Consider the following 18849-nt stretch of genomic DNA (forward strand, 5'->3'; position numbering starts at 1 on the left):
ACGGAGTCGTGACGTGCGGGCGCGCTCCCGTGGTGCGGTGGGGTCGCGGGCCTAGCGTGGCCGTATGCGCGTACTGGTCACCGGCGGTGCCGGGTTCATCGGGTCCCCTGTGGTCGCCGCCCTCCGGGAGCGCGGGCACGAGGCGATCGTGTTCGACGTGCGGGAGGACCCCGCCGACGACGTGCGGGACCCGGCCGCCGTCGCCCGTGCCCTGGCCGGTGTGGACGCCGTGTGCCATCAGGCCGCGAAGGTCGGGCTCGGCGACGGGGTCGCCGACGCGGCGGAGTACGTCTCCTCCAACGACCTCGGGACCGCCGTACTGCTCGCCGCCATGGCGGAGGTAGGGGTACGGCGTCTCGTGCTGGCCGGGTCGATGGTGGTCTACGGGGAGGGCCGGTACGAGTGCCCCCGGCACGGGGTCGTACGGCCCGGGCCGCGTGCCGTCGCCGACCTCGACGCCGGCCGGTTCGAGCCGCCGTGCCCGGTGTGCGGGGCGGACCTCGTCCCCGGTCTGGTCGGCGAGGACGCCCCGGCCGACCCCAGGAACGTGTACGCGACGACCAAACTGGCCCAGGAGCACCTGGCCGCCGCCTGGGCCCGCTGCACGGGCGGCTCGGCGCTGTCGCTGCGCTACCACAACGTGTACGGGCCCGGCATGCCCCGCGACACCCCGTACGCCGGTGTCGCCTCCTTCTTCCGCTCGGCGCTCGCCCGGGGCGAGGCACCGCGCGTGTTCGAGGACGGGCGGCAGCGCAGGGACTTCGTGCACGTCCGGGACGTGGCGCAGGCCAATGCGGCGGCCCTGGAGGCGGACGCCGCCCCGGGCGTGCTCGCGGCGTACAACACCGGCAGCGGCGACCCGCACACCGTCGGCGAGATGGCCCGGGCGCTGGCCGCCGCGTACGGCGGGCCCGAGCCCGTCGTCACCGGCGCGTACCGGCTCGGGGACGTACGGCACATCACCGCCGACTCCGCGCGGCTGCGGGACGCGCTGGGGTGGAAGCCGCAGGTCGCCTTCGAGGACGGCATGGTGGAGTTCGCGCGGGCCGGGATGCGGGGCACGTAGCCCCCCGATGGACCGGTGGTGCTGCCCGTGTTACGAAGCGGCGGCGGGCAGCACCACCTCGAAACGGCAGCCGCCGGGGATGTTCCGTACGGTGGCCCGCCCCTGGTGCGCCTCCACGATCCCCCGGACGATGGCGAGGCCGAGGCCCGCGCCGGCCGGGGGCGTCCGGGCGTGCGTGCCGCGCCAGCCGGTGTCGAAGACGCGCGGCAGGTCCTCGTCGGGGATGCCGCCGCAGCCGTCCGTCACGGACAGCACCACGCCCTCGGTGGAGCGTTCCGCGGTGACGGCGACCGTGCCGTCAGCCGGGGTCCTGCGGATGGCGTTGACCAGCAGGTTGCCCAGCACCCGGCTCATCTCCTTGCCGTCCACCTCCACCGGCACCGGCTCGATACGGCCGCCTACCAGCCGCACCCCGTGCTCCCGGGCGAGCGGGTCGGCGCCCGCCAGCGCGTCGCCCACCAGGTCGTACAGGGAGATCCGGCTGGGGGCCAGGGCGAGCGCGCCGGCGTGGATGCGGGAGAGTTCGAAGAGGTCGCCGACCATGTCGTTGAGGCGTTCGACCTCGGTGCGGATCTGTTTCAGATAGCGGCCGGGGTCGGCGGCGACGCCGTCCTCCAGGGCCTCCGACATGGCGCGCAGACCGGCCAGCGGGGTGCGCAGGTCGTGCGAGATCCAGGCGACGAGCTCCCGCCGCGACGCCTCCAGCGCGCGTTCCCGCTCCCGGGACTCGGCGAGCCGGGCGCTGGTGGCGGCCAGTTCGCGGCTCAGGTGGTCCAGTTCGGCGGTGGTCGGGCCGGCGGGGGCGGCGAAGGCCCCGCCGTCGCCGAAGGAGCGTGCGGCCACGGCGAGTTCGCGGCTGCGGGCGACGACCCAGCGGCCCAGCAGCAGCGCGGTGGCCAGGGAGACGACGGCCGCCATGGCGACGACGGTCGTGACGACGGTCAGGTCGTGCGGGGAGAGGAACATCGCCCAGGCGACGGCGAGCGTGCCCGCGAGCATCGCGACGACCCCGACCGCCGCGACCACGGCGAGCGAGGCGGTCAGCGACCGGCGCCGGATCAGGCGCAGCGCACCGGCCCCGGCCAGGCCGGTGGCCGCGGCACCGGCGAAGGCGTACACGGCGATGAGGAGGGTGTCGTTCACGATCCGGCCTCCTCCCCGGTGGTTCCCGTGGCGTCGAAGCGGTATCCCACGCCCCACACGGTCTGGATCAGGCGGGGCCGGGCCGGATCGTCCTCGACCTTGCCGCGCAGGCGGCGGACGTGGACCGTGACGGTCGACAGGTCGCCGAAGTCCCACCCCCACACCTCGCGCATCAGGTCCTCCCGGCCGAAGGCCCGCCCGGGGTGCCGCAGGAAGAAGGAGAGCAGGTCGAACTCGCGCAGGGTGAGGGCGAGTTCGGTGCCGTTCTTGGTGGCCCGGCGGGCTGCCGGGTCGAGGGTCAGACCGGCCGCTCCCAGCCGGTGCCCGGGGACGGCGGGCCGGCTGCGGCGCAGCACCGACTCCACGCGCAGCACCAGTTCGCGGGGGCTGAAGGGCTTGGTGACGTAGTCGTCGGCGCCGACCTCCAGGCCCAGGACGCGGTCGTCCTCGTCGCCGCGGGCGGTGAGCATGATGACCGGGACCGGCCCGTGTCCGCGCATCCGCCGGCACACCTCCAGGCCGTCCATCCCGGGCAGCATCAGGTCGAGGACGACCAGGTCGGGCCAGTGCGCGGCGGCGCGGGTGAGGGCGGTCGGGCCGTCGTCGGCGCGGTCGACCACGTAACCGGCGCGGTCCAGATACCCGGCGACGACCTCGGCGACGGTCGGATCGTCGTCGACGACCAGGACCCGCGGGGACCCGCCGGGGGTCTCTCCGTGGATCTCGTCGTGCTGATGGGGCTGCTGCATGGCACCAGCGTCGCACCAGGGCGCCGCCGATGACCCGTCCGGACGGCTCCCGGCCGCCGACGTCCGCGTTTCGTAAGGAGCAGGAGTCCGGTATGCCCGTTTCACGTTCGTAGGGTGAGACCGTGACGACGACTCCTTCGGACGTCGACGTGGTGCTGCCCTGCCTGAACGAGGCCGAGGCCCTGCCCTGGGTGCTCGAACGGATCCCGCCGGGCTGGCGCGCACTCGTCGTCGACAACGGTTCCACCGACGGCTCGGCCCGGGTCGCCCGCGCGTTCGGCGCGACGGTCGTGTCCGAGCCGCGCCGGGGCTTCGGCGCGGCCTGCCACGCCGGGCTGACGGCCGCCACCGCCGACGTGGTGTGCTTCTGCGACTGCGACGCCTCCCTCGACCCGGCGCTCCTCGTCCCCTTCGTGCGCGAGGTGCGCGACGGCGGGGCCGACCTCGTGCTCGGGCGGCGGCGGCCGCAGGGCCGGGGCGCCTGGCCCGCGCACGCCCGCGCCGGCAACCTCGCGCTCGCACGGATGCTGCGCCGCCGCACCGGGCTGCGGCTGCACGACCTCGGCCCCCTGCGCGCCGCCCGCCGCGAGCCGCTGCTCGCCCTCTCTCTCACCGACCGGCGCAGCGGCTATCCGCTCCAGATGGTGGTGCGCGCGGCCGACGCAGGCTGGCGGATCACCGAGCACGACGTGCCGTATCTGCCGCGCACCGGGGCCTCGAAGGTGACGGGCACGTGGCGCGGCACCTGGCAGGCCGTACGGGACATGAGCCGGGTGCTGGGCGAGGCGCCCGGCGGGACTCCGGCCGTGGAAAGGAGCGTGCGGTGACCACCCTGCCCGTGACCACCCTGCTCGTCATCGCCAAGGAGCCGCGCCCCGGCCGGGTCAAGACCCGGCTCACCCCGCCGTTCACGCCCCGTCAGGCCGCGTCCCTCGCCGAGGCGTCCCTCGCCGACACCCTGGACGCGGTCGCGGCGGCCCCGGCCGGCCGCAGGGTCCTCGTCCTCGACGGGGAGCCCGGGCCCTGGCTGCCGCCCGGCTTCGACGTCGTACCGCAGTGCGCGGGCGGGCTCGACGAGCGGCTGGCGGACGCGTTCGCGCGCTGCGCCGGCCCGGCCCTGCTCATCGGCATGGACACGCCGCAGGTGACGCCGGAGCTGCTCACCGTGGACTTCACCGGCTGCGACGCCTGGTTCGGACCGGCCGAGGACGGCGGCTTCTGGGCCCTCGGCCTGGCCCGCCCCGACCCCGCCCTGCTGCGGGGCGTGCCCATGTCGACCGCCGCGACCGGGGCCGTCCAACGGGACCGGCTCGTCGCGGCGGGCCTGCGGGTGCGCGACCTGCCCCGCCTGCGCGACGTCGACACGGCGGCCGACGCCCACGCCGTCGCCGCGCTGGCCCCGGACGGGCGGTTCGCGGGGCGGCTGGCCGGGTGTGCGGCGAAGGCGGTGGCTGGTGGGACGGCTGGTCGGTCGGGCGAGGGGGAGCCCGGGCCCGTCGCCGGAGCCCGAGCGGTTACCGCGCCGGCTTCCCGCGCGGCCGGGCCCCGATGAGCGCCCCGCCCGTCACCGCCGTCGCCTGGGCGGCCGCCGACCCCTACGCCGCCGCCCTGCGCGCCGGTCAGGGGCCGCTGTTCCTGGAGCGGACCGACGGCTGGCTGCTGCCGCTGGAGGTGGAGCGCTGGTGTGCGCGGGCCGACGCGGTGGACCGGGGCGTGCTGGACCGGTGCGAGGGGACCGTGCTGGACGTGGGGTGCGGGCCCGGGCGGCTGGTGGCGGAACTCGCCGCCCGGGGCCGGCCCGTACTCGGCATCGACGTCAGCGCCGCCGCCGTCGACCACACCGTACGCGCGGGAGGCCAGGCGCTGCGGCGCTCGGTGTTCGAACCGCTGCCCGGCGAGGGCCGCTGGGACACCGTCCTGCTCATGGACGGCAACATCGGCATCGGCGGCGACCCCCGTGCCCTGCTGGACCGGGTCGCCGGACTCCTGCGCCCCGGCGGCCTGTTGATCGCCGAGACCGCGCCGGTGGACGTGGACGAACGCGCCCAGGTCCGGGTCGTCGGCCGCACGGACGCACGCGGCACCGGCGACCCCTTTCCCTGGGCGCGGCTCGGCACGCCCGCCCTGCTCCGGTACGCCCGGGGCTGGACGCGGGCCGGTCAGTGGACGGCCGGCGGGCGCCGCTTCGCCGCCCTGCGCACCCGTAGCAGCCGCACCGCCAGCAGCAGCGCCGAGCCGCCGAAGAGGACGGCGGTGATCAGCAGCCAGCGGGCGAGGAACACGTCCGCCGGCAGCCCGGTTCCGGAGCGGTAACGCCGCTCCACCATGCCGCTGACCAGCGGGAACCACACGAGGAGCAGCAGCCCGGAGAGGGCCGCCGGTACGCGCACGTACGGCACCCACTCCCGGCGTGCGCCGAGCCCTCGTACGACCGCCCGGTCCAGGGCCGCGTACAACGGCAGCAGCACGAGGTCGTGCAGCAGCGCCGCGCCCACGAACCACAGCGCCACGCCGAACCAGTCACCGGCGAGCAGCCGTACGCCCGCGTAGGCGGCGAGCGCGAACGAGCAGGCGAGCAGGAGGAGCTGGAAAGGGCTCCCGACGGGGAACAGCGGGCGGCGCATCAGCGCCGGGCGGCGGATGTGTCGCGGGCGGCGCATCACAGGTCTCCGAAGGTCATCCGGGCCACCCACTTGGTGTTCAGCACACCGGGTGCCGCGGGCACGATGATCCGCGCCGGGTGGCCGTGGTCGGGGGACAGCTCCTCGCCGTTGACGTACAAGGCGAGCAGGGAACGCGGGTCGGCCACCTGGTTGGCGCGCAGGGCGGCGCTGCGGAAGGCGCCGTGCCGCTGGAGGGACTCGACGAACAGGTCCGGCGGGTCGCCGGCGTCGTAGCCGACGAGGGCCGCGAGATCGCGCAGCCGCACCCCGCGCCACCACTGGTCCGACGTGGACCAGCCCTCCACACAGGCGATGGGCAACGCCGAGCTGTGCAAGGGCAGTTGGGCCAGCTGGGCGCGGCTGAGGCGGACGGTGCCCGCAGGCCCGGTGATGACGAGCCGCCAGGCCTCCTCGCCCGTCTCGGCCGGGTCGATCCCGGCGTAGGCGGCCGTCTTGTTGATCTGGAAGCCGTTCGGGCCGCTGCCGGGATCACCGCCACCGTGCGGTGCCAGGAGGGCGGTACGCCGCAGCGGACCGTCGAAGTTCTGCCCGACCGTCGTCACGAACAGCAGCAGCGAGCCGCCCCCGACGAACCACAGGGCGCCCCGGCGGGAGACGGTCGGCTCGGCGGGGCGCGGCGACACCAGGTCGTTCCTCTCCTCCCGCAGGTGCCGCAGATTGCGCAGCGCCGTGGGCATCTTCAGCAGCGCGTGGGCGACGAAGGCGGCGAAGAACACCCACGCTCCGTAGAAGTGCAGCGGGTAGAAGGAGCCGGGGAAGACGTAGTCGAGCTGGATGTTGAGCACACCGGTCACGAACTCGAACAGCCCACCGCCGACCAGCAGCACCAGCGAGATCCGCTCCAGGGCGTGCGCGAGCGAGCGCGCCGGCGGCAGCGCGAACAGCCTCGGCACCACGGACCACAGCTTGGCGAGCAGGACGGGGGTCAGGGTGATGCCGAGGGTGACGTGGACGCCCTGGTTGAGCCGGTACAGCCAGTGCGGACGCGTCGGCCAGGCGAAGAGGTAGAAGCCGAGGATCCCCTTGTCCGGGGTCTTGTCGTTCACCGGTGACAGGCCCGGGTTGTAGGCGGCGTACGAGACCAGGCCGGTCACGAACAGCACGGTGATGCCGGCGAGCAGGACGAGGCCCAGCACGGAGGTGAGCCAGGGGCCGCGCAGGGGGCTGCGCCAGAAGCCGGGCGAGGAGGGAAGCCGGGGGGCGTCGGGGTCGCGCATGTCCTGACGGTAGGCCGGGATCACCCCGGGAAAGGGTGCGCAACCCATGACGAAACGCTGACGTCCGGCCCGGACGGCGGCTCGCACCCGCCCCGTCGGCCTAGCGTTCCGCTGTGACCCGCTCCCTCCGCCCTGACCTGCGCCGTGACCTGCGCCGTGACCTGTACGCCGCCGGGGCCGCCGCGCTGCTCGTGACGGCGGCCGTACTGATCGGCCGCCACATCCAGAGCACCAGTCGCACCCTGTTCGTCGACTGGCCCCCGCTGCTGGCGTCCTGGGGCCCCCACCTGGGCCCCGGCACCCCGGCGGCCGTACTCCTGGCGATCGCCATCGTGGCGTACGGCCCCGCCCTCGCGGCCCGGCTTCCCTGGCGGGCTCTGCTCCCTGTGACCTGGGGCGCGGCCACGACGTGGATCTTCTCCCTGGCCCTGATCGACGGCTGGGACCGGGGCATCGCGCACCGGCTCACCACCCGCTACGAGTACCTCCAGGTCATCGACCGCTTCGACGACATCCCCGAAGCGCTACGGGACTTCACCCACCACATCCTCCTCGACTCCCCCGACAACTGGCCCGCCCACATCGCCGGCCACCCGCCCGCCGCCACACTCACCTTCGTCCTGCTCGACCGGATCGGGCTGCGGGGCGGCGGCTGGGCGGGCATGTGGTGCATCACCGTCGGGGCGACGGCCTGCGTCGCCGTACTGGTCACGATCCGCGCCCTGGCCGACGAGACCCTCGCCCGCAGGGCGGCCCCCTTCCTCGTCCTGGCCCCGGCGGCGGTGTGGATGGGCACGTCGGCCGACGCGTACTTCGCGGCGGTGGCTGCGTGGGCGGTGGCGCTGCTGGCCCTGGCGCTCACGCGGCGGTCCCTGTGGCGGGCGGGGGCGTCCGGGTTGTTGTTCGGCCTGACCTGCTACCTCTCCTACGGCCTCACGCTCGTCGCGCTGATCGCGGCGGCGGTCCTGATACTGGGCCGGCACGGGGTCCGCGAACGCCCCGCCCTCCTGATCCCGCTCCTCGCCGGACTGGCCGTGGTCCCGGCGGCGTTCACACTCGCCGGGTTCGACTGGTGGGAGGCGTACCGCCTGCTGGTGACGCGCTACCACCAGGGCGCGGGCGGCATCCGCCCCTACGGCTACTGGGTGTGGGCCAACCTGGCCTGCACGGTGCTGATCACGGGCCTGGCGACGGCGGCGGGCCTGCGCCGGACGGGCACGGCGCTGCTCCACCGCCGTGCCGACCGCGCCGCCTCGACCCACCTCGCGTTCCTCGTGTCCGCCGCCCTCCTCGCCCTGCTGATCGCCGACCTGTCCGGCATGAGCAAGGCGGAAACAGAACGCATCTGGCTGCCGTTCGCGGTGTGGCTCCTCCCGTCCTGCGCGTTGCTTCCCCACCCGCGCGCGTGGCTCACGGGGCAGGTGGTGCCGGCGCTGCTGCTCAACCATTTGCTGTTGACGGGGTGGTGACACCGGACGCCTTGAACCAGCGCCCTTGAGAGCCGGCGGCCTCGGACAACAGCGGTACAAGAGGGCGGCCACGCCGTGCCCTTCGTTACTCCTCGTAGAGGCCGTACTCCTGCGCCGCGGAGCCAGGGAAGGACACCAACTGGTCGCCGCACTACGAGAACACGACTGACAGCCGAGCGCACCAGGCATTCTGGGCAAGATGAGCAGCTCAGTGTATCGGTTCCACTGCAGAACGTGAACATGATCACGCGGGGGTTCCTTGCACATGTAAATCCCAGAAGGAGAGCATAAGCAGGCCCACAGGAGACACACAGGCACATCCCGCATCGAAAAGAGAAGACGTGCGCGCTACGTATTTCCGCAAGTCCACCGCGACGTTCATCGCGGCAGCAGGAGCCACTGTTCTGCTGGCCGTGCCCATGCCCGCGAACGCATCCACCGAGATGCCCGCAGCAGCCGCGGTGAGCGCGTCGAACCCCTGCAAGTCGAAGCACTACTCGAAGGTCGCCTACACCTTCTATATCGGCCCGAGCAAGATGCCTCTGCGCTGCGGAACGAAAACTTGGGGCTACAACCACATAGTTGAGCGAGGACGCTGGAGCACGAGCTTCAAGAACAAGATCAGCGACACGCTCTTCAACGGCTACGAGAGGACGCCCGGGGTGTACTACCGATACAAGGTGGGCAGCGGCTGCTCCTCGAAGCCGCCGAGGAAGAACTTCAAGGTGGTCGTCAACAAGGGCCCCCTGGGAGGCAAGCCGGGCGGTCTGACACCTCAGGGAGTCATCACGGCCACGGTGGAGTACACAACCGCGGCCATGGCTGCGACTTCAGCGGGCGCAGGGGCAAAGTGCTGAGAGGACCCGTATGGCCACCCCGGAGCAGGTAAGGGAAGCACTCACCCGAAAACTCTCAGGACTGCAGAGCGAGGGAGGCGGAACCTCTCTTGAAGTCCTTGAGGTGCAGGTGCCCTCTGTCTCCCCTGAATTGCTTCTGAAAATCCGGATCAGCATCTCAGGGCAGCTCTGGGAAGTCTCACTCGACTACCAGGGGCAGGAAGCGAGTCTGGTGAGCGGAGACCTCTCCGAGGACACCCTGGACTACCTCGGGTTCCTTGTGCGCACCCACCTGTTCGAGTGGTGGCACACGAAGGACACGGAGAAGGTCTCAGCGCGCATGGGGAAGAGACTGGACTGGCAGTAACTCCGCCCCACAGTGAACGCACAGCCCCCGTTCCTCCTCTTGCACAGCGAAACCCCCAACCGAGAGGAACGTGCTGTGCGTTCACGCACCCGTATACGCATACGTACGCGTAGACCTTCGCGCCTTTACCCGGCCGGGTCCGTCGTTCTGGCGCTCGCCGCCGCGGGATCCGTGCTGGCCGGACCGGCCGTCGCCGCCGACACCGCCGGGCGTGCCGATCTGCGGGCCGATGTGAACCGCGACGGACGGGTCGATGTCACGGGCGGCAGCGACAAGGCCGGTGAGAACAGCTGGTCCGTCGAGCGTGGAGCTGTGTATCTGCCCAATCTCGATGACGACACCAAGCGGTGCCCGGTGACCGGGCCCGGTGGCAAACCCCTGTCCGACGCCAAGCTGGCCGCGTGCAACGACGGCTCCGACACCAAGGTCAACGGCAGCGCGGACGCCGACGACCTCGCCCGGGTCCGTTCCGTCCCCATGCCGGATCTGGGCAAGGACGCCAAGGGCACACTGAAGGTCACCACGGGTGGCAAGCACACGCACCTCTTCCTCAAGCGTTCCGGGAAGTGGGTTCTGGTGACGTCCAAGACCCGGTTGTCCGCCGCCGAGTTGAGGTCCGGTGCCGAGTTCGGTGTCGAGGGCACCGATGTCGTCCGGGACAGCGCGAAGTGGGACGGCCGCGCGGTGGTCCGGCTGACGGTGACGTCCGGGCGGACGTCCACCTCCGACTCCGTGACCCTGCGCGTCGCGCCCCTGCTGACCCAGCATCACCTGCAGAACACGCAGCAGGTGATGGTGACCGAGGTCCAGGGCCAGGGCCCGTACAGCCGTCTTCAGCAGAAGTTCGTCGCCGAACTCGGCAAGGAAGTCAAGAAGGCCGGAATCACCGCGCCCCTGGTCACGTTCAAGAAATACGCCGACCCCTGGGCCCAGGACTTCGTCGAACCGGCCTACGTCAGCATGACCGGGCCGGGCGGCCGGCGGCACGTGATGCGCGTGATGCTGCGGTCCGCCCAGCCGGACCGGGACGCGGGCCGGGAGCTGTTCGAGAAGGTGCGCGGCCGGGACATCGGTGTGGTGCAGGTGAACGACCCGGCCGAGCCCGACGACTGGTCGCTCAACTCCATGGGGAACCTGGAGACCATCCCGCCCTACGCGCACGGCGGGCGCTCCTTCCCGGCCGGGCGGATCATCATGGGCGAGCGCAAGGACAGCGGGGCGCGGCCGTCCAAGGTGATGCGGACGATGCTGACGTCGCAGGGGTTGCAGGATCCGCTGCTGCTGGACACCTCCTGGCTGGGCGTGGGGCACGTCGACGAGTTCGTGCAGTTCCTGCCCGCCGACACGCCGCGCGGCTGGCGCATGGGTGTCGCCGATCCGGAGGCGGGGTTGCGGCTGTTGCGCGACGCCAAGCGCGACGGCCACGGCAAGACGAAGATGTTCTCCGTCCCGGGCCGGAGCGACAGCCCGGCGCCCAAGGAGACCATCGACCAGGCGCTCGCCTCCAAGCACCTGGTGGCCGACAACGAGATGGCCGCACGGCGCATCGCTGCCAACCTGGCGATCCTGAAGCGGGAGACGGGGATCACCGACGGGGAGATCGTGCGGGTGCCGGCGCTGTACACCCGCGAGTCGGAGGTGATGACCGCCGGCGGCGACGAGATTCCCGTGCCGCGTCTGACGCGTATGGGTGCCGGGTCCGGCCTCGTGGACAGCCTCGGGGACCGCGGCCAGCAGAAGTGGCTCGCCGAGAACCCGGCCGGCTCGCGTACGAAGGCGGCGGCGGTGATGACCAGCGCGTACGTTCCCGGAGCGGTCAACGGCGTGCTCCTGGGGCGCGATCGCTACCTCGCCCCGCGCCAGTGGGGGCCCGTGATCGGCGGCAAGGACATCTTCACGGAGGCCGTCAACACCGCGTACCGGCAGGCCGGTCTGAAGGTGTCGTACATCGACGACTGGTACACGTACCACCTCGGCATGGGCGAGGTGCACTGCGGCACCAACACCCTGCGCGACGCGAGCGCCGCGTGGTGGCAGGGGCCGGTGGGCTGAGCGAGCCGTAGCGAGGAGCAGGCGGCGGACCGGACGGTCAGGAGCCGTACGGTCCGTCGCCCCGCCAGTCGTCCTGCCGGGCGCGCCCGGGCGCCAGGCGGCGGTACGCGGCGCGGGCGTGGGCGACGCGGGCCAGGGACGTGCCGACGAGCGTGGCGGTGAGCAGGCAGGCGAGCCAGGTCGTGTCGCGGGGGCCGGCCCAGGTGAGGGTGCCCGCGGGCGGTATGGCGAAGCCGTTGAGGAACAGCCAGCACAGGACGGCCGTGCCGGGGGCCGCCGTGAAGCGTGCGCACAGTCCGAGCACCGCGGCCAGCAGGGACAGCGCGAGCAGGGCCAGTCCCGGACGGCCGGTCCCCACCACGGTGTTGAGGACTGCCACCAGTACCAGTGCGCCGCCGAACGCCCCGGCCCACACCAGCGGTGTCGCCACGGGCCTCGGAACGGGCCTGGCTCCGGTGCCCAGCGGCCTCCACTCGATCATGCCGGCGCTTCCTTCCCCGAGAGTGCTCGTCAGGGTCCCACTCCCGCCTGTTCAGTGGAAACGCTCGAACCGGACAGTCGGACGACGCCGCCGAGCATGACGAAACCCCAGGTCCAAGACCTGGGGTTGCTTCGTGGAGGACCCGGCTGGTCCGCGTCACACGAACGCGCTCCGGCCCGTGATCGCCTTGCCGACGATCAGGGTGTTCATCTCGCGCGTGCCCTCGAAGGAGTAGATCGCCTCGGCGTCGGCGAAGAAGCGGGCGATGTCGTGGTCCAGGAGGATTCCGTTGCCGCCGAAGATCTCCCGGCTCCAGGCCACGACCTCCCGCATCCGCGAGGTGACGAACGCCTTGGCCAGCGAGGAGTGTTCGTCGCGGAACACCCCGGCGTCCTGCAGCCGGGCGAGCTGCACCAGCATGCCCCACGACGCGGTGATGTTGCCCAGGCTCTTGACCAGCAGGTCCTGCACGAGCTGGAAACCGCCGATCGGACGGCCGAACTGCCGCCGCTCCCGGGCGTAGTCGAGGGCCAGTTCGTAGGCGCCGGTCATGACGCCCAGCGCCTGCCAGGCCACCCCGCTGCGGGTGGCGCGCAGGATCTCGGCGACGTCACGGAAGGAGTTGATGTTCTGGAGGCGGTTCGCCTCCGGTACCCGGACGTCGGTGAGGGTGATCTCGGCGTTCTCGACGATCCGGAAGGCGATCTTGCCTTCGATCTTCGCCGGGTCGAAGCCGGGCGTGCCCTTCTCGACGACGAAGCCCTTGACGTGGTTGTCGTCGACGTCCCGCGCCCACACCACGACGTAGTCGGCGAAGGTCGCGTTGCCGATCCACTTCTTGGCGCCGTTCAGGACCCAGGTATCGCCCTCGCGCCGGGCCGTGGTGCGCATGCCGCCCGCGACGTCGGAGCCGCCGAGCGGCTCGGTCATGGCGAACGCGCCGATCTTGTCCATCGCGGCCATCGCCGGGAGCCAGCGGTCGCGCTGCTCCTGGTTCCCGCCGGAGTGGACGGAGTACATCGCGAGGCCGTTGTGGACGCCGAAGAAGGTGGCCACCGAGGCGTCGGTGCGGCTCAGTTCCATCGCCAGCATGCCGCTGAGCAGGTTGCTGACGGCGGGCCGGTGCTCGCCGTAGCCCTCGTAGGGCAGGCCGGCGAGGCCGCTGTCGCGGAAGATGCCGACGAGTTCCCGGGGAAACTCGCCCTTGGCCCAGTGGGCGTTGACCAGCGGCTTGATCTCGTCGCGCATCAGGGCACGGGCCTTGAGGAGGATCTTCCGCTCCTCGTCGGGCAGCAGTGCCTCGTAGGCGTAGAAGTCCGCGACCAGCTGGTCGTCGAGCGTGGTGGTCATCTCAGTTTTCCTCCTTGTCGGCGCTGTCCAGGGCGGACAGGACGGCGAGTTGCCTGCGGTCGCGCGTCTCGGTGAGGTCCGCGTACGGGGCGGAGCCGTAGGCCTGTTCCACGGCTGCGATGAGCCGTTCCTGCTGGTCTTGGTCGTGTGACGGGGTGCCGAGGTCCGCCCACATGCGCTTCATCGAGGGGCCGATGTGCTCGGCAAGGTGCCGGTAGCCGCCCGGTCCGCCGCCCAGGTGCGAGCCGAGGAACGGCCCGACCGTGGCCCAGCGCAGGCCCAGCGAGTTGGTCATCACCGTGTCGAGCTCCTCGGGCGTCACCACGCCCTGCTCGACGAGGTACACCGCCTCGCGGCTGAGGGCGTTCTGCAGCCGGTTCCCGACGAAGCCGGGGATCTCCTTGCGTTCGACGACCGGGGTGCGGCCGACCGCGGTGTAGAAGTCGACGGCGGCCCGCACGGCGTCCTCGCCGGTGCGCTCACCGGGCACGACCTCGACGAGCGGGACGAGGTGGGGCGGGTTGAAGGGGTGGCCGATCAGGACGCGGGCGGCGTCGTCGTCCGCCAGCTCCTTGGTGAACTCGGTCGACGGGATGGCCGACGAGGAGCTGAGCAGCAGCGCGTGGCCGGGCGCCTCCCGGGCCAGACCGGCGAACAGGTCCTGCTTGAACTCGACGCGCTCGGGGCCGTTCTCCTGGACGACGTCCGCGTCCCGGACCGCCTCGGTGACGTCGGTGGTGATGTGCACCCGGCCGGCGAGTCCGGTCACGTCCAGGCCGCGGGCGGCCAGGTGCGGGGCGGACTGCGCCAGGGCCTCGTCCACCGCCTCGGCGAGGTCCGGTCGCGGGTCGCTCACCCGGACCGTCAGGCCGTGCGCCGCGAACAGCGCCGTCCAGGACAGTCCGATGGTCCCGGCGCCGATCACCGCGGCCGTACGGAAGGTGCGGGTCATGACGCGGCTCCCTTCAGGTAGTCGTGGACCGGCTCGACGCCGGACAGCGTCAGGTCGGTGAGGATGTGGCTGGCGGAGACGACCTCCAGCACCGGCAGGTCGGCCAGCGGGGCGAGCACGTGCGCGAAGAGCTGGAGCCGGGCGGGCCCGGTCCACGCCTCCTTGACGGTGACGTCGGTGATGCGCGTGCGGACGAGTTCCTGCACGCGCGGCAGCCCGTCGTAGCCGGGAATCGTCTTGAGCATGAAGGTCGGCACGGTGATCTGCGCCTCGGCCTCGCGCCGGTCCAGCTCGTGGTGCTTGTAACCCATGGTCGCGGTGGCGACCCGCAGGCTGCCGTGGTCGAGGGTGCCGACGAGCGCGCCGGAGTCGACGGTGAGCGACGGGGAGCCGAGCACCTTCGGGTAGGCGGAGACCTCGCGGCCGGAGGCGGTCGCCGGGAAGTTGTCGAGGTACATCGCGTGCAGGTACTCGCCCTGCTCGCCCTCGAAGCCGACCGGGATCGCCTGCCCGGCTTCCGTGTAGGGGCCGTAGCCGCTGACGTCGCCCATCTTCATGACCTCGAACCGGACCAGGGGTTCACCGATCCGCAGCGGTTCGGGGACGACGGCCCGCAGCGCGTCGGGGTCGGTGCGGTAGACGACGTTGAGGTACTCCCGGTCGGTGAAGCGCGGGACCGTCGGCGCGTACGCCGGGCTGGTGAGCGGGGTGGTGAGGTGCTGTCGTACGTCCTCGGCGTGCATGGCGGCTCACCGTCCCGTCCACCGCGCGGGGCGGCGCTCGGCGAAGGCGGTCATGCCCTCGCGTACGTCCGCCGAGGCCATCAGGGTCTTCATCTCCCCGCGCTGGAAGGCGAAGGCGTCGGCGTCGGGCGCTCCGTCGGCGGCGTGGACGACGCGCTTGACGGCCGCGAGGGCGAGCGGGGCGTTCTCCGCGAGCCGTTCGGCCAGCCGGAGCGCCTCGGCGACGGCCTCGCCGGAGACCGTGACCCGGTTGGCCAGGCCCAGTTCGCCGGCGCGGCGGCCGTCGACGGGTTCGCCGGTCAGCAGGAGTTCCATGGCCAGGTGGTGCGGGATGCGCTTGGGCAGCCGGATCACGCCGCCGCCCGCGGCGATCAGCCCGCGCTTGACCTCGGGCAGCCCGAACCGGGAGTCCTCGGCCGCGACGATCAGGTCGCAGGCCAGGGCCAGTTCGAAGCCGCCGCCCATGGCGTAGCCCTCCACGGCGGCGATCAGGGGCTTGGCCGGTTCGGCCTCGGTCAGTCCGCCGAAGCCGCGGCCTTCGACCTCGGGCGACTCGCCGCGCAGCGCGGCCTTGAGGTCCATGCCTGCGCTGAACGTGCCGCCCTCGCCGGTCAGGACGCCGGTCCGCAGCTCGGGGTCGGCCTCCAGTTCGTCCAGGGCGGCGGTCAGGCCGGTGGCGACCGCGGCGTTCACGGCGTTGCGGGCCTCGGGACGGTCGAGGGTGATCAGCAGGGCGGAGCCGATGCGTTCGGTGCGGACGACGGGGGTGGTGGGGGTGCTCATGGCTGTCCTCCTGTGACGGTCAGCGGGCGGCGGTGTCGAGCTCGGCGAGGACGTCCTCGGTGTCCTGGCCGGCGACCGGCGCCAGGCGGCGGATCGAGCCGGGGGTGGCGGAGAAGCGCAGCGGGATGCCGATGGTGCGGACGGTGCCCTCGGTCGGGTGTTCGACGGTGTCGAGGAGGTGACCGTCGCGCACGTAGGGGTCCTCGTGGGCGCGGTCCAGTTCCAGCACCGGGGCCATCGGGATGCTGTGCTTGGCGCACACCTCCGCCCACTCGTCGGTGGTCAGCGCCGGGGCGCAGGTCTCCAGGAGCGCGGCCAGGTCCTCGTGGTCGGCGCTGTCGATGGCGTCGCCGTTCACGCGCGGGTCCTCGGCGAGGTCCGGGCGTCCGGCGGCGGTGAAGAAGTCCCGGTAGTTCTGCGGGTTGTACGGCATGACGCAGGCCAGGCCGTCCTTGGTGCGCACCGCCTTGTGGCCCTTCAGCATCGACAGGGGGAAGCCGGTGGGGCCGGTCTCGGGCACGTGGGTGTGTCCCGCCAGGTGCTCGACCAGGTTGAACGCGATCAGGGTGTCGGTCATCGGGATCTCGACGAGCTGTCCCTGCCCGGTCCTGTTCCGGTGCAGGAGGGCGGCGAGCACGCTGTAGGCGATGGTCAGGGAGGAGACCTTGTCGCCGATGATGGTGGGCAGGTAGACGGGTTCGCCCAGCGCGCGGTCGGCGATGTCGACCAGGCCGGATGCGGCCTGCACGGTCTCGTCGTAGGCGGCGTTGCCCGCCCGGTCGGAGTCGCTGCGGAAGCCCTGGGCGTGCGCGTAGACGAGCCCCGGGTTGCGGGCGGCGATGTCGTCGTAGGACATCCCGAGGCGGTGCAGGGCGCCCGGCCGCATGTTGGTGATCAGCACGTCCGCGGTGTCGATCAGCTTCAGCGCCCGCTCGCGGTCGGTGTCGTCCTTGAGGTTGAGGGCGACGCTGCGCTTGTTGCGGTTGACGTTGAGGTTCAGCGGGGTCATGCCCGGCGTGGTGCGGTAGTGGCCCACGCGCACGGTGTCGGCGGGCGACTCGATCTTGATCACGTCGGCGCCCAGGTCGCCGAGGATCTGTGCCGCGTAGGGGCCCATCACCACGGTCGACAGGTCGATCACGCGGATGCCTTCCAGGGGGCCGGTGGCGGTGTCCGTGATGTCCGTCATCGCTTTTCCTTCAACTCCTTGCTTCGCCATGTATGTGTATCTGGAAACTAAGTTAGCAAGGGGGGAGCGGAGACCGGAAACAAATGGAGTGACCAATAAGCGAAAGGCGGTATGACCGCAGTGGTCATACCGCCTTTGGCTAATACTTTTCGAATACCTGAGCGGGTCAGGTGTGAAGCGGCTCGGCGAAGATCTCGCGGGCGGCGGCGACGACTTCCTCCAGGTCACCGCCGTGCGCCCGGTCCTTGCGCCAGAGTAGACCGGTCTCCAGCCGGGGGTGGAAATCCGAGAAGGGCAGGACGGTCACATTGTCGAGACGGTAATTCTGCACGGGGCTCCGCGGGTCCAGCATGGAAATGGAGAATGCCAGGCCGCTGGACACTATCTCGGAAACTCCGTCGAAGGTCGCGCTGCCGATTTCGATCCGTTTCTTGATGCCGAGCTCGGCCAGCTGCTGGTCGAGACCGCGGAAATACGCGTTGGTCACGGCCGTGGGCGAGCCCGCGTAGGCGAGTCCGGACAGTTCCGCCAGGGCGATCGACTCCCGCCCCGCGAACCGGTCCCTGGGCACGACCGCGCCGAGGCGCTCCGACATCACGGACAGCTGTTCCAGGGCCGGGTCGCCGCCGACCGGGAGCCGGGCCAGGGTCAGCGCCAGTCTGCCGTCGCACACCGCGTCGACCAGCCGCTCGGTGCCGCCCGGCCAGCGTTTGATCTCGAACCGGTCGCAGACCCGCTCGGCGAGGGCGGCCATCCGCTCGCGCAGGTCCGGATGGATGCCGCTCGGGACACCGAGCAGCAGGGTGGTCCGCCGGGGCCGGGCCGTCTCGTCCAGCCGCCACTGGATGGAGTCGACCTGCTCCAGGACCCCGCGGGCGATCGGCAGCAGCGCGCTGCCGGCCGGGGTGAGCCGCACATGGTGGGTGTCGCGGTCGAAGAGCCGGTGTCCGAGTTCGTTCTCGAGATCCTTGATCCGCCGGCTCAACGGGGAGGCCGCCATGTGCAGTTTGCGGGCGGCGGTGGAGAAGTTCAGTTCTTGGGCGACGGCGACGAAATAGCGCAGGTGCAGGAGCTCCACGCGGTTCACCCTAACCGCTGCGGTCGGCGGTCTCCGGGGCCGCGGGGCCGGGGAGTTCCTTCTCCAGCAGGGTGAAGGACTTGGGCGCCCCGCCCGGTTGCGACTTGCCCTCCTTCCGGCCGACGACGCGGTAACCGGCGTCCCGGTAGTAGGCGTTGAGCTGTGCGTTCCCGGCCAGGCAGTCCAGGCGGACCCAGGTCCGTCCGGCCTCGGCCACCCGGCGTTCCGCGGCCTCCAGCAGCCGCCGTCCTGTCCCGGGCGGTGCGCTGCTCCGGTCCACCATGAGCCGGTGCACGTACCCGGCCACGGGCGGCTGCGGCCCCCAGGCGGCCTCGTCCTCCCACCACAGCTCCCAGGCCCCGGTGACGTGCCCGCCGGCCTCCGCGAGCCAGACCTCGCCGTGCGCCATGACCTGGCGGAAGTGGCCCTCGTCCAGCTCCCCGGGCCGCCACTGCCCGGTGATGCCGCGGGCCAGCATCCAGCGGGCGGCGTCGTCGCGGAGGCGGACGAGGGTGGGCAGGTCGGCTTCGGTGGCGAGGCGGACGCGTAGGTCATTCACCCGGGGATCGTCGCACAATCGTCCGATGACGATCCGTGAGGACCGCTGCTCGTACCGCACTTGACCGATCCGACCCCGCCGCGTCCCCGCCTGATGGAAACTCTTGGGGCAGGTCGGAGGGGGAACCGGGG

At 72.1% G+C, this 18849-nt stretch carries 19 protein-coding genes and 1 pseudogene; 8 read left to right on the forward strand and 12 right to left on the reverse strand.

Annotated features, from left to right (window positions below; translation table 11 throughout):
- Positions 1-64 precede the first annotated feature (64 nt).
- Positions 65-1066: an NAD-dependent epimerase/dehydratase family protein gene (locus tag CCL05_RS30130; protein WP_086563843.1), complete on the forward strand. Its 1002-nt coding sequence runs from the start codon at positions 65-67 to the stop codon at positions 1064-1066.
- Between the two features lie 30 nt (positions 1067-1096).
- Here the strand turns inward: CCL05_RS30130 and CCL05_RS30135 are convergent, their stop codons facing one another.
- Together CCL05_RS30135 and CCL05_RS30140 are read right to left on the reverse strand one after the other, a co-directional pair.
- A complete protein-coding gene (locus CCL05_RS30135) occupies positions 1097-2209 on the reverse strand; it encodes a sensor histidine kinase (RefSeq protein WP_086563844.1) in 1113 nt (370 codons plus the stop codon).
- Positions 2206-2958, reverse strand: a complete 753-nt coding sequence (locus CCL05_RS30140; RefSeq protein ID WP_086563845.1) for a response regulator transcription factor — start codon at positions 2956-2958, stop codon at positions 2206-2208. The genes CCL05_RS30135 and CCL05_RS30140 overlap by 4 nt, the downstream gene beginning before the upstream one ends.
- 122 nt (positions 2959-3080) lie before the next feature.
- Between CCL05_RS30140 and CCL05_RS30145 the strand changes: the two genes are divergently transcribed.
- The 3 genes and pseudogenes from CCL05_RS30145 to CCL05_RS46535 form a co-directional block, all read left to right on the forward strand.
- Complete coding sequence (locus tag CCL05_RS30145) at positions 3081-3785, forward strand: glycosyltransferase family 2 protein (RefSeq protein ID WP_086563846.1); 705 nt, start codon at positions 3081-3083, stop codon at positions 3783-3785.
- Between the two features lie 11 nt (positions 3786-3796).
- Positions 3797-4510 carry a TIGR04282 family arsenosugar biosynthesis glycosyltransferase gene (locus CCL05_RS30150; protein WP_086563878.1) on the forward strand — a complete coding sequence of 238 codons (714 nt, stop codon included), beginning with the start codon at positions 3797-3799 and terminating at the stop codon, positions 4508-4510.
- Positions 4507-4941, forward strand: a pseudogene (locus CCL05_RS46535) (class I SAM-dependent methyltransferase); the annotation flags it as partial. The gene CCL05_RS30150 and the pseudogene CCL05_RS46535, both read left to right, overlap by 4 nt.
- Positions 4942-5117: 176 nt before the next feature.
- Here the strand turns inward: CCL05_RS46535 and CCL05_RS46540 are convergent.
- Together CCL05_RS46540 and CCL05_RS30165 are read right to left on the reverse strand one after the other, a co-directional pair.
- On the reverse strand, positions 5118-5618 hold the full coding sequence (locus CCL05_RS46540; protein WP_244204462.1) for a hypothetical protein: 501 nt from the start codon (positions 5616-5618) through the stop codon (positions 5118-5120).
- Entirely contained in the window at positions 5618-6859 is a 1242-nt protein-coding gene (locus tag CCL05_RS30165; protein WP_167409638.1) for a molybdopterin-dependent oxidoreductase, read from the reverse strand. The genes CCL05_RS46540 and CCL05_RS30165 overlap by 1 nt, the downstream gene beginning before the upstream one ends.
- Positions 6860-6996: 137 nt before the next feature.
- Between CCL05_RS30165 and CCL05_RS30170 the strand changes: the two genes are divergently transcribed.
- The 4 genes from CCL05_RS30170 (at position 6997) to CCL05_RS30185 (ending at position 11583) form a co-directional block, all read left to right on the forward strand.
- Positions 6997-8328, forward strand: a complete 1332-nt coding sequence (locus CCL05_RS30170) for a hypothetical protein (RefSeq protein ID WP_086563881.1) — start codon at positions 6997-6999, stop codon at positions 8326-8328.
- Positions 8329-8669: 341 nt separating this feature from the next.
- Positions 8670-9185, forward strand: a complete 516-nt coding sequence (locus CCL05_RS30175) for a hypothetical protein (protein ID WP_143589967.1) — start codon at positions 8670-8672, stop codon at positions 9183-9185.
- Positions 9186-9195: 10 nt separating this feature from the next.
- Positions 9196-9531, forward strand: a complete 336-nt coding sequence (locus CCL05_RS30180; protein WP_143589968.1) for a hypothetical protein — start codon at positions 9196-9198, stop codon at positions 9529-9531.
- 99 nt (positions 9532-9630) lie between these two features.
- Positions 9631-11583 (forward strand): protein-arginine deiminase domain-containing protein, encoded by a 1953-nt coding sequence (locus CCL05_RS30185; RefSeq protein WP_086563882.1) that lies wholly within the window; start codon positions 9631-9633, stop codon positions 11581-11583.
- Between the two features lie 37 nt (positions 11584-11620).
- Here CCL05_RS30185 and CCL05_RS30190 read toward each other — a convergent pair whose 3' ends face one another.
- The 8 genes from CCL05_RS30190 to CCL05_RS30225 form a co-directional block, all read right to left on the reverse strand.
- Positions 11621-12064, reverse strand: coding sequence for a hypothetical protein (locus tag CCL05_RS30190; RefSeq protein WP_086563850.1), 444 nt, complete (start codon positions 12062-12064; stop codon positions 11621-11623).
- A 156-nt stretch (positions 12065-12220) separates the two neighbouring features.
- Positions 12221-13414, reverse strand: a complete 1194-nt coding sequence (locus tag CCL05_RS30195; RefSeq protein WP_086563851.1) for an acyl-CoA dehydrogenase family protein — start codon at positions 13412-13414, stop codon at positions 12221-12223.
- Position 13415: 1 nt separating this feature from the next.
- Positions 13416-14366: a 3-hydroxyacyl-CoA dehydrogenase NAD-binding domain-containing protein gene (locus CCL05_RS30200; protein ID WP_086563852.1), complete on the reverse strand. Its 951-nt coding sequence runs from the start codon at positions 14364-14366 to the stop codon at positions 13416-13418.
- Positions 14363-15109 carry an acetoacetate decarboxylase gene (locus CCL05_RS30205; protein WP_086563853.1) on the reverse strand — a complete coding sequence of 249 codons (747 nt, stop codon included), beginning with the start codon at positions 15107-15109 and terminating at the stop codon, positions 14363-14365. The genes CCL05_RS30200 and CCL05_RS30205 overlap by 4 nt, the downstream gene beginning before the upstream one ends.
- A gap of 6 nt (positions 15110-15115) precedes the next feature.
- The gene (locus tag CCL05_RS30210; RefSeq protein ID WP_086563854.1) at positions 15116-15892 is read right to left on the reverse strand and encodes a crotonase/enoyl-CoA hydratase family protein; all 777 of its coding nucleotides are present in this window, start codon (positions 15890-15892) and stop codon (positions 15116-15118) included.
- A 19-nt stretch (positions 15893-15911) separates the two neighbouring features.
- Positions 15912-17081: a CaiB/BaiF CoA transferase family protein gene (locus tag CCL05_RS30215; protein ID WP_086563855.1), complete on the reverse strand. Its 1170-nt coding sequence runs from the start codon at positions 17079-17081 to the stop codon at positions 15912-15914.
- A gap of 166 nt (positions 17082-17247) precedes the next feature.
- On the reverse strand, positions 17248-18159 hold the full coding sequence (locus CCL05_RS30220) for a LysR family transcriptional regulator (protein WP_086563883.1): 912 nt from the start codon (positions 18157-18159) through the stop codon (positions 17248-17250).
- A 10-nt stretch (positions 18160-18169) separates the two neighbouring features.
- Entirely contained in the window at positions 18170-18718 is a 549-nt protein-coding gene (locus CCL05_RS30225; RefSeq protein WP_086563856.1) for a GNAT family N-acetyltransferase, read from the reverse strand.
- Positions 18719-18849: the final 131 nt, after the last annotated feature.

Source organism: Streptomyces africanus (assembly GCF_002150735.1).
Classification (GTDB): Bacteria; Actinomycetota; Actinomycetes; order Streptomycetales; family Streptomycetaceae; genus Streptomyces; species Streptomyces africanus.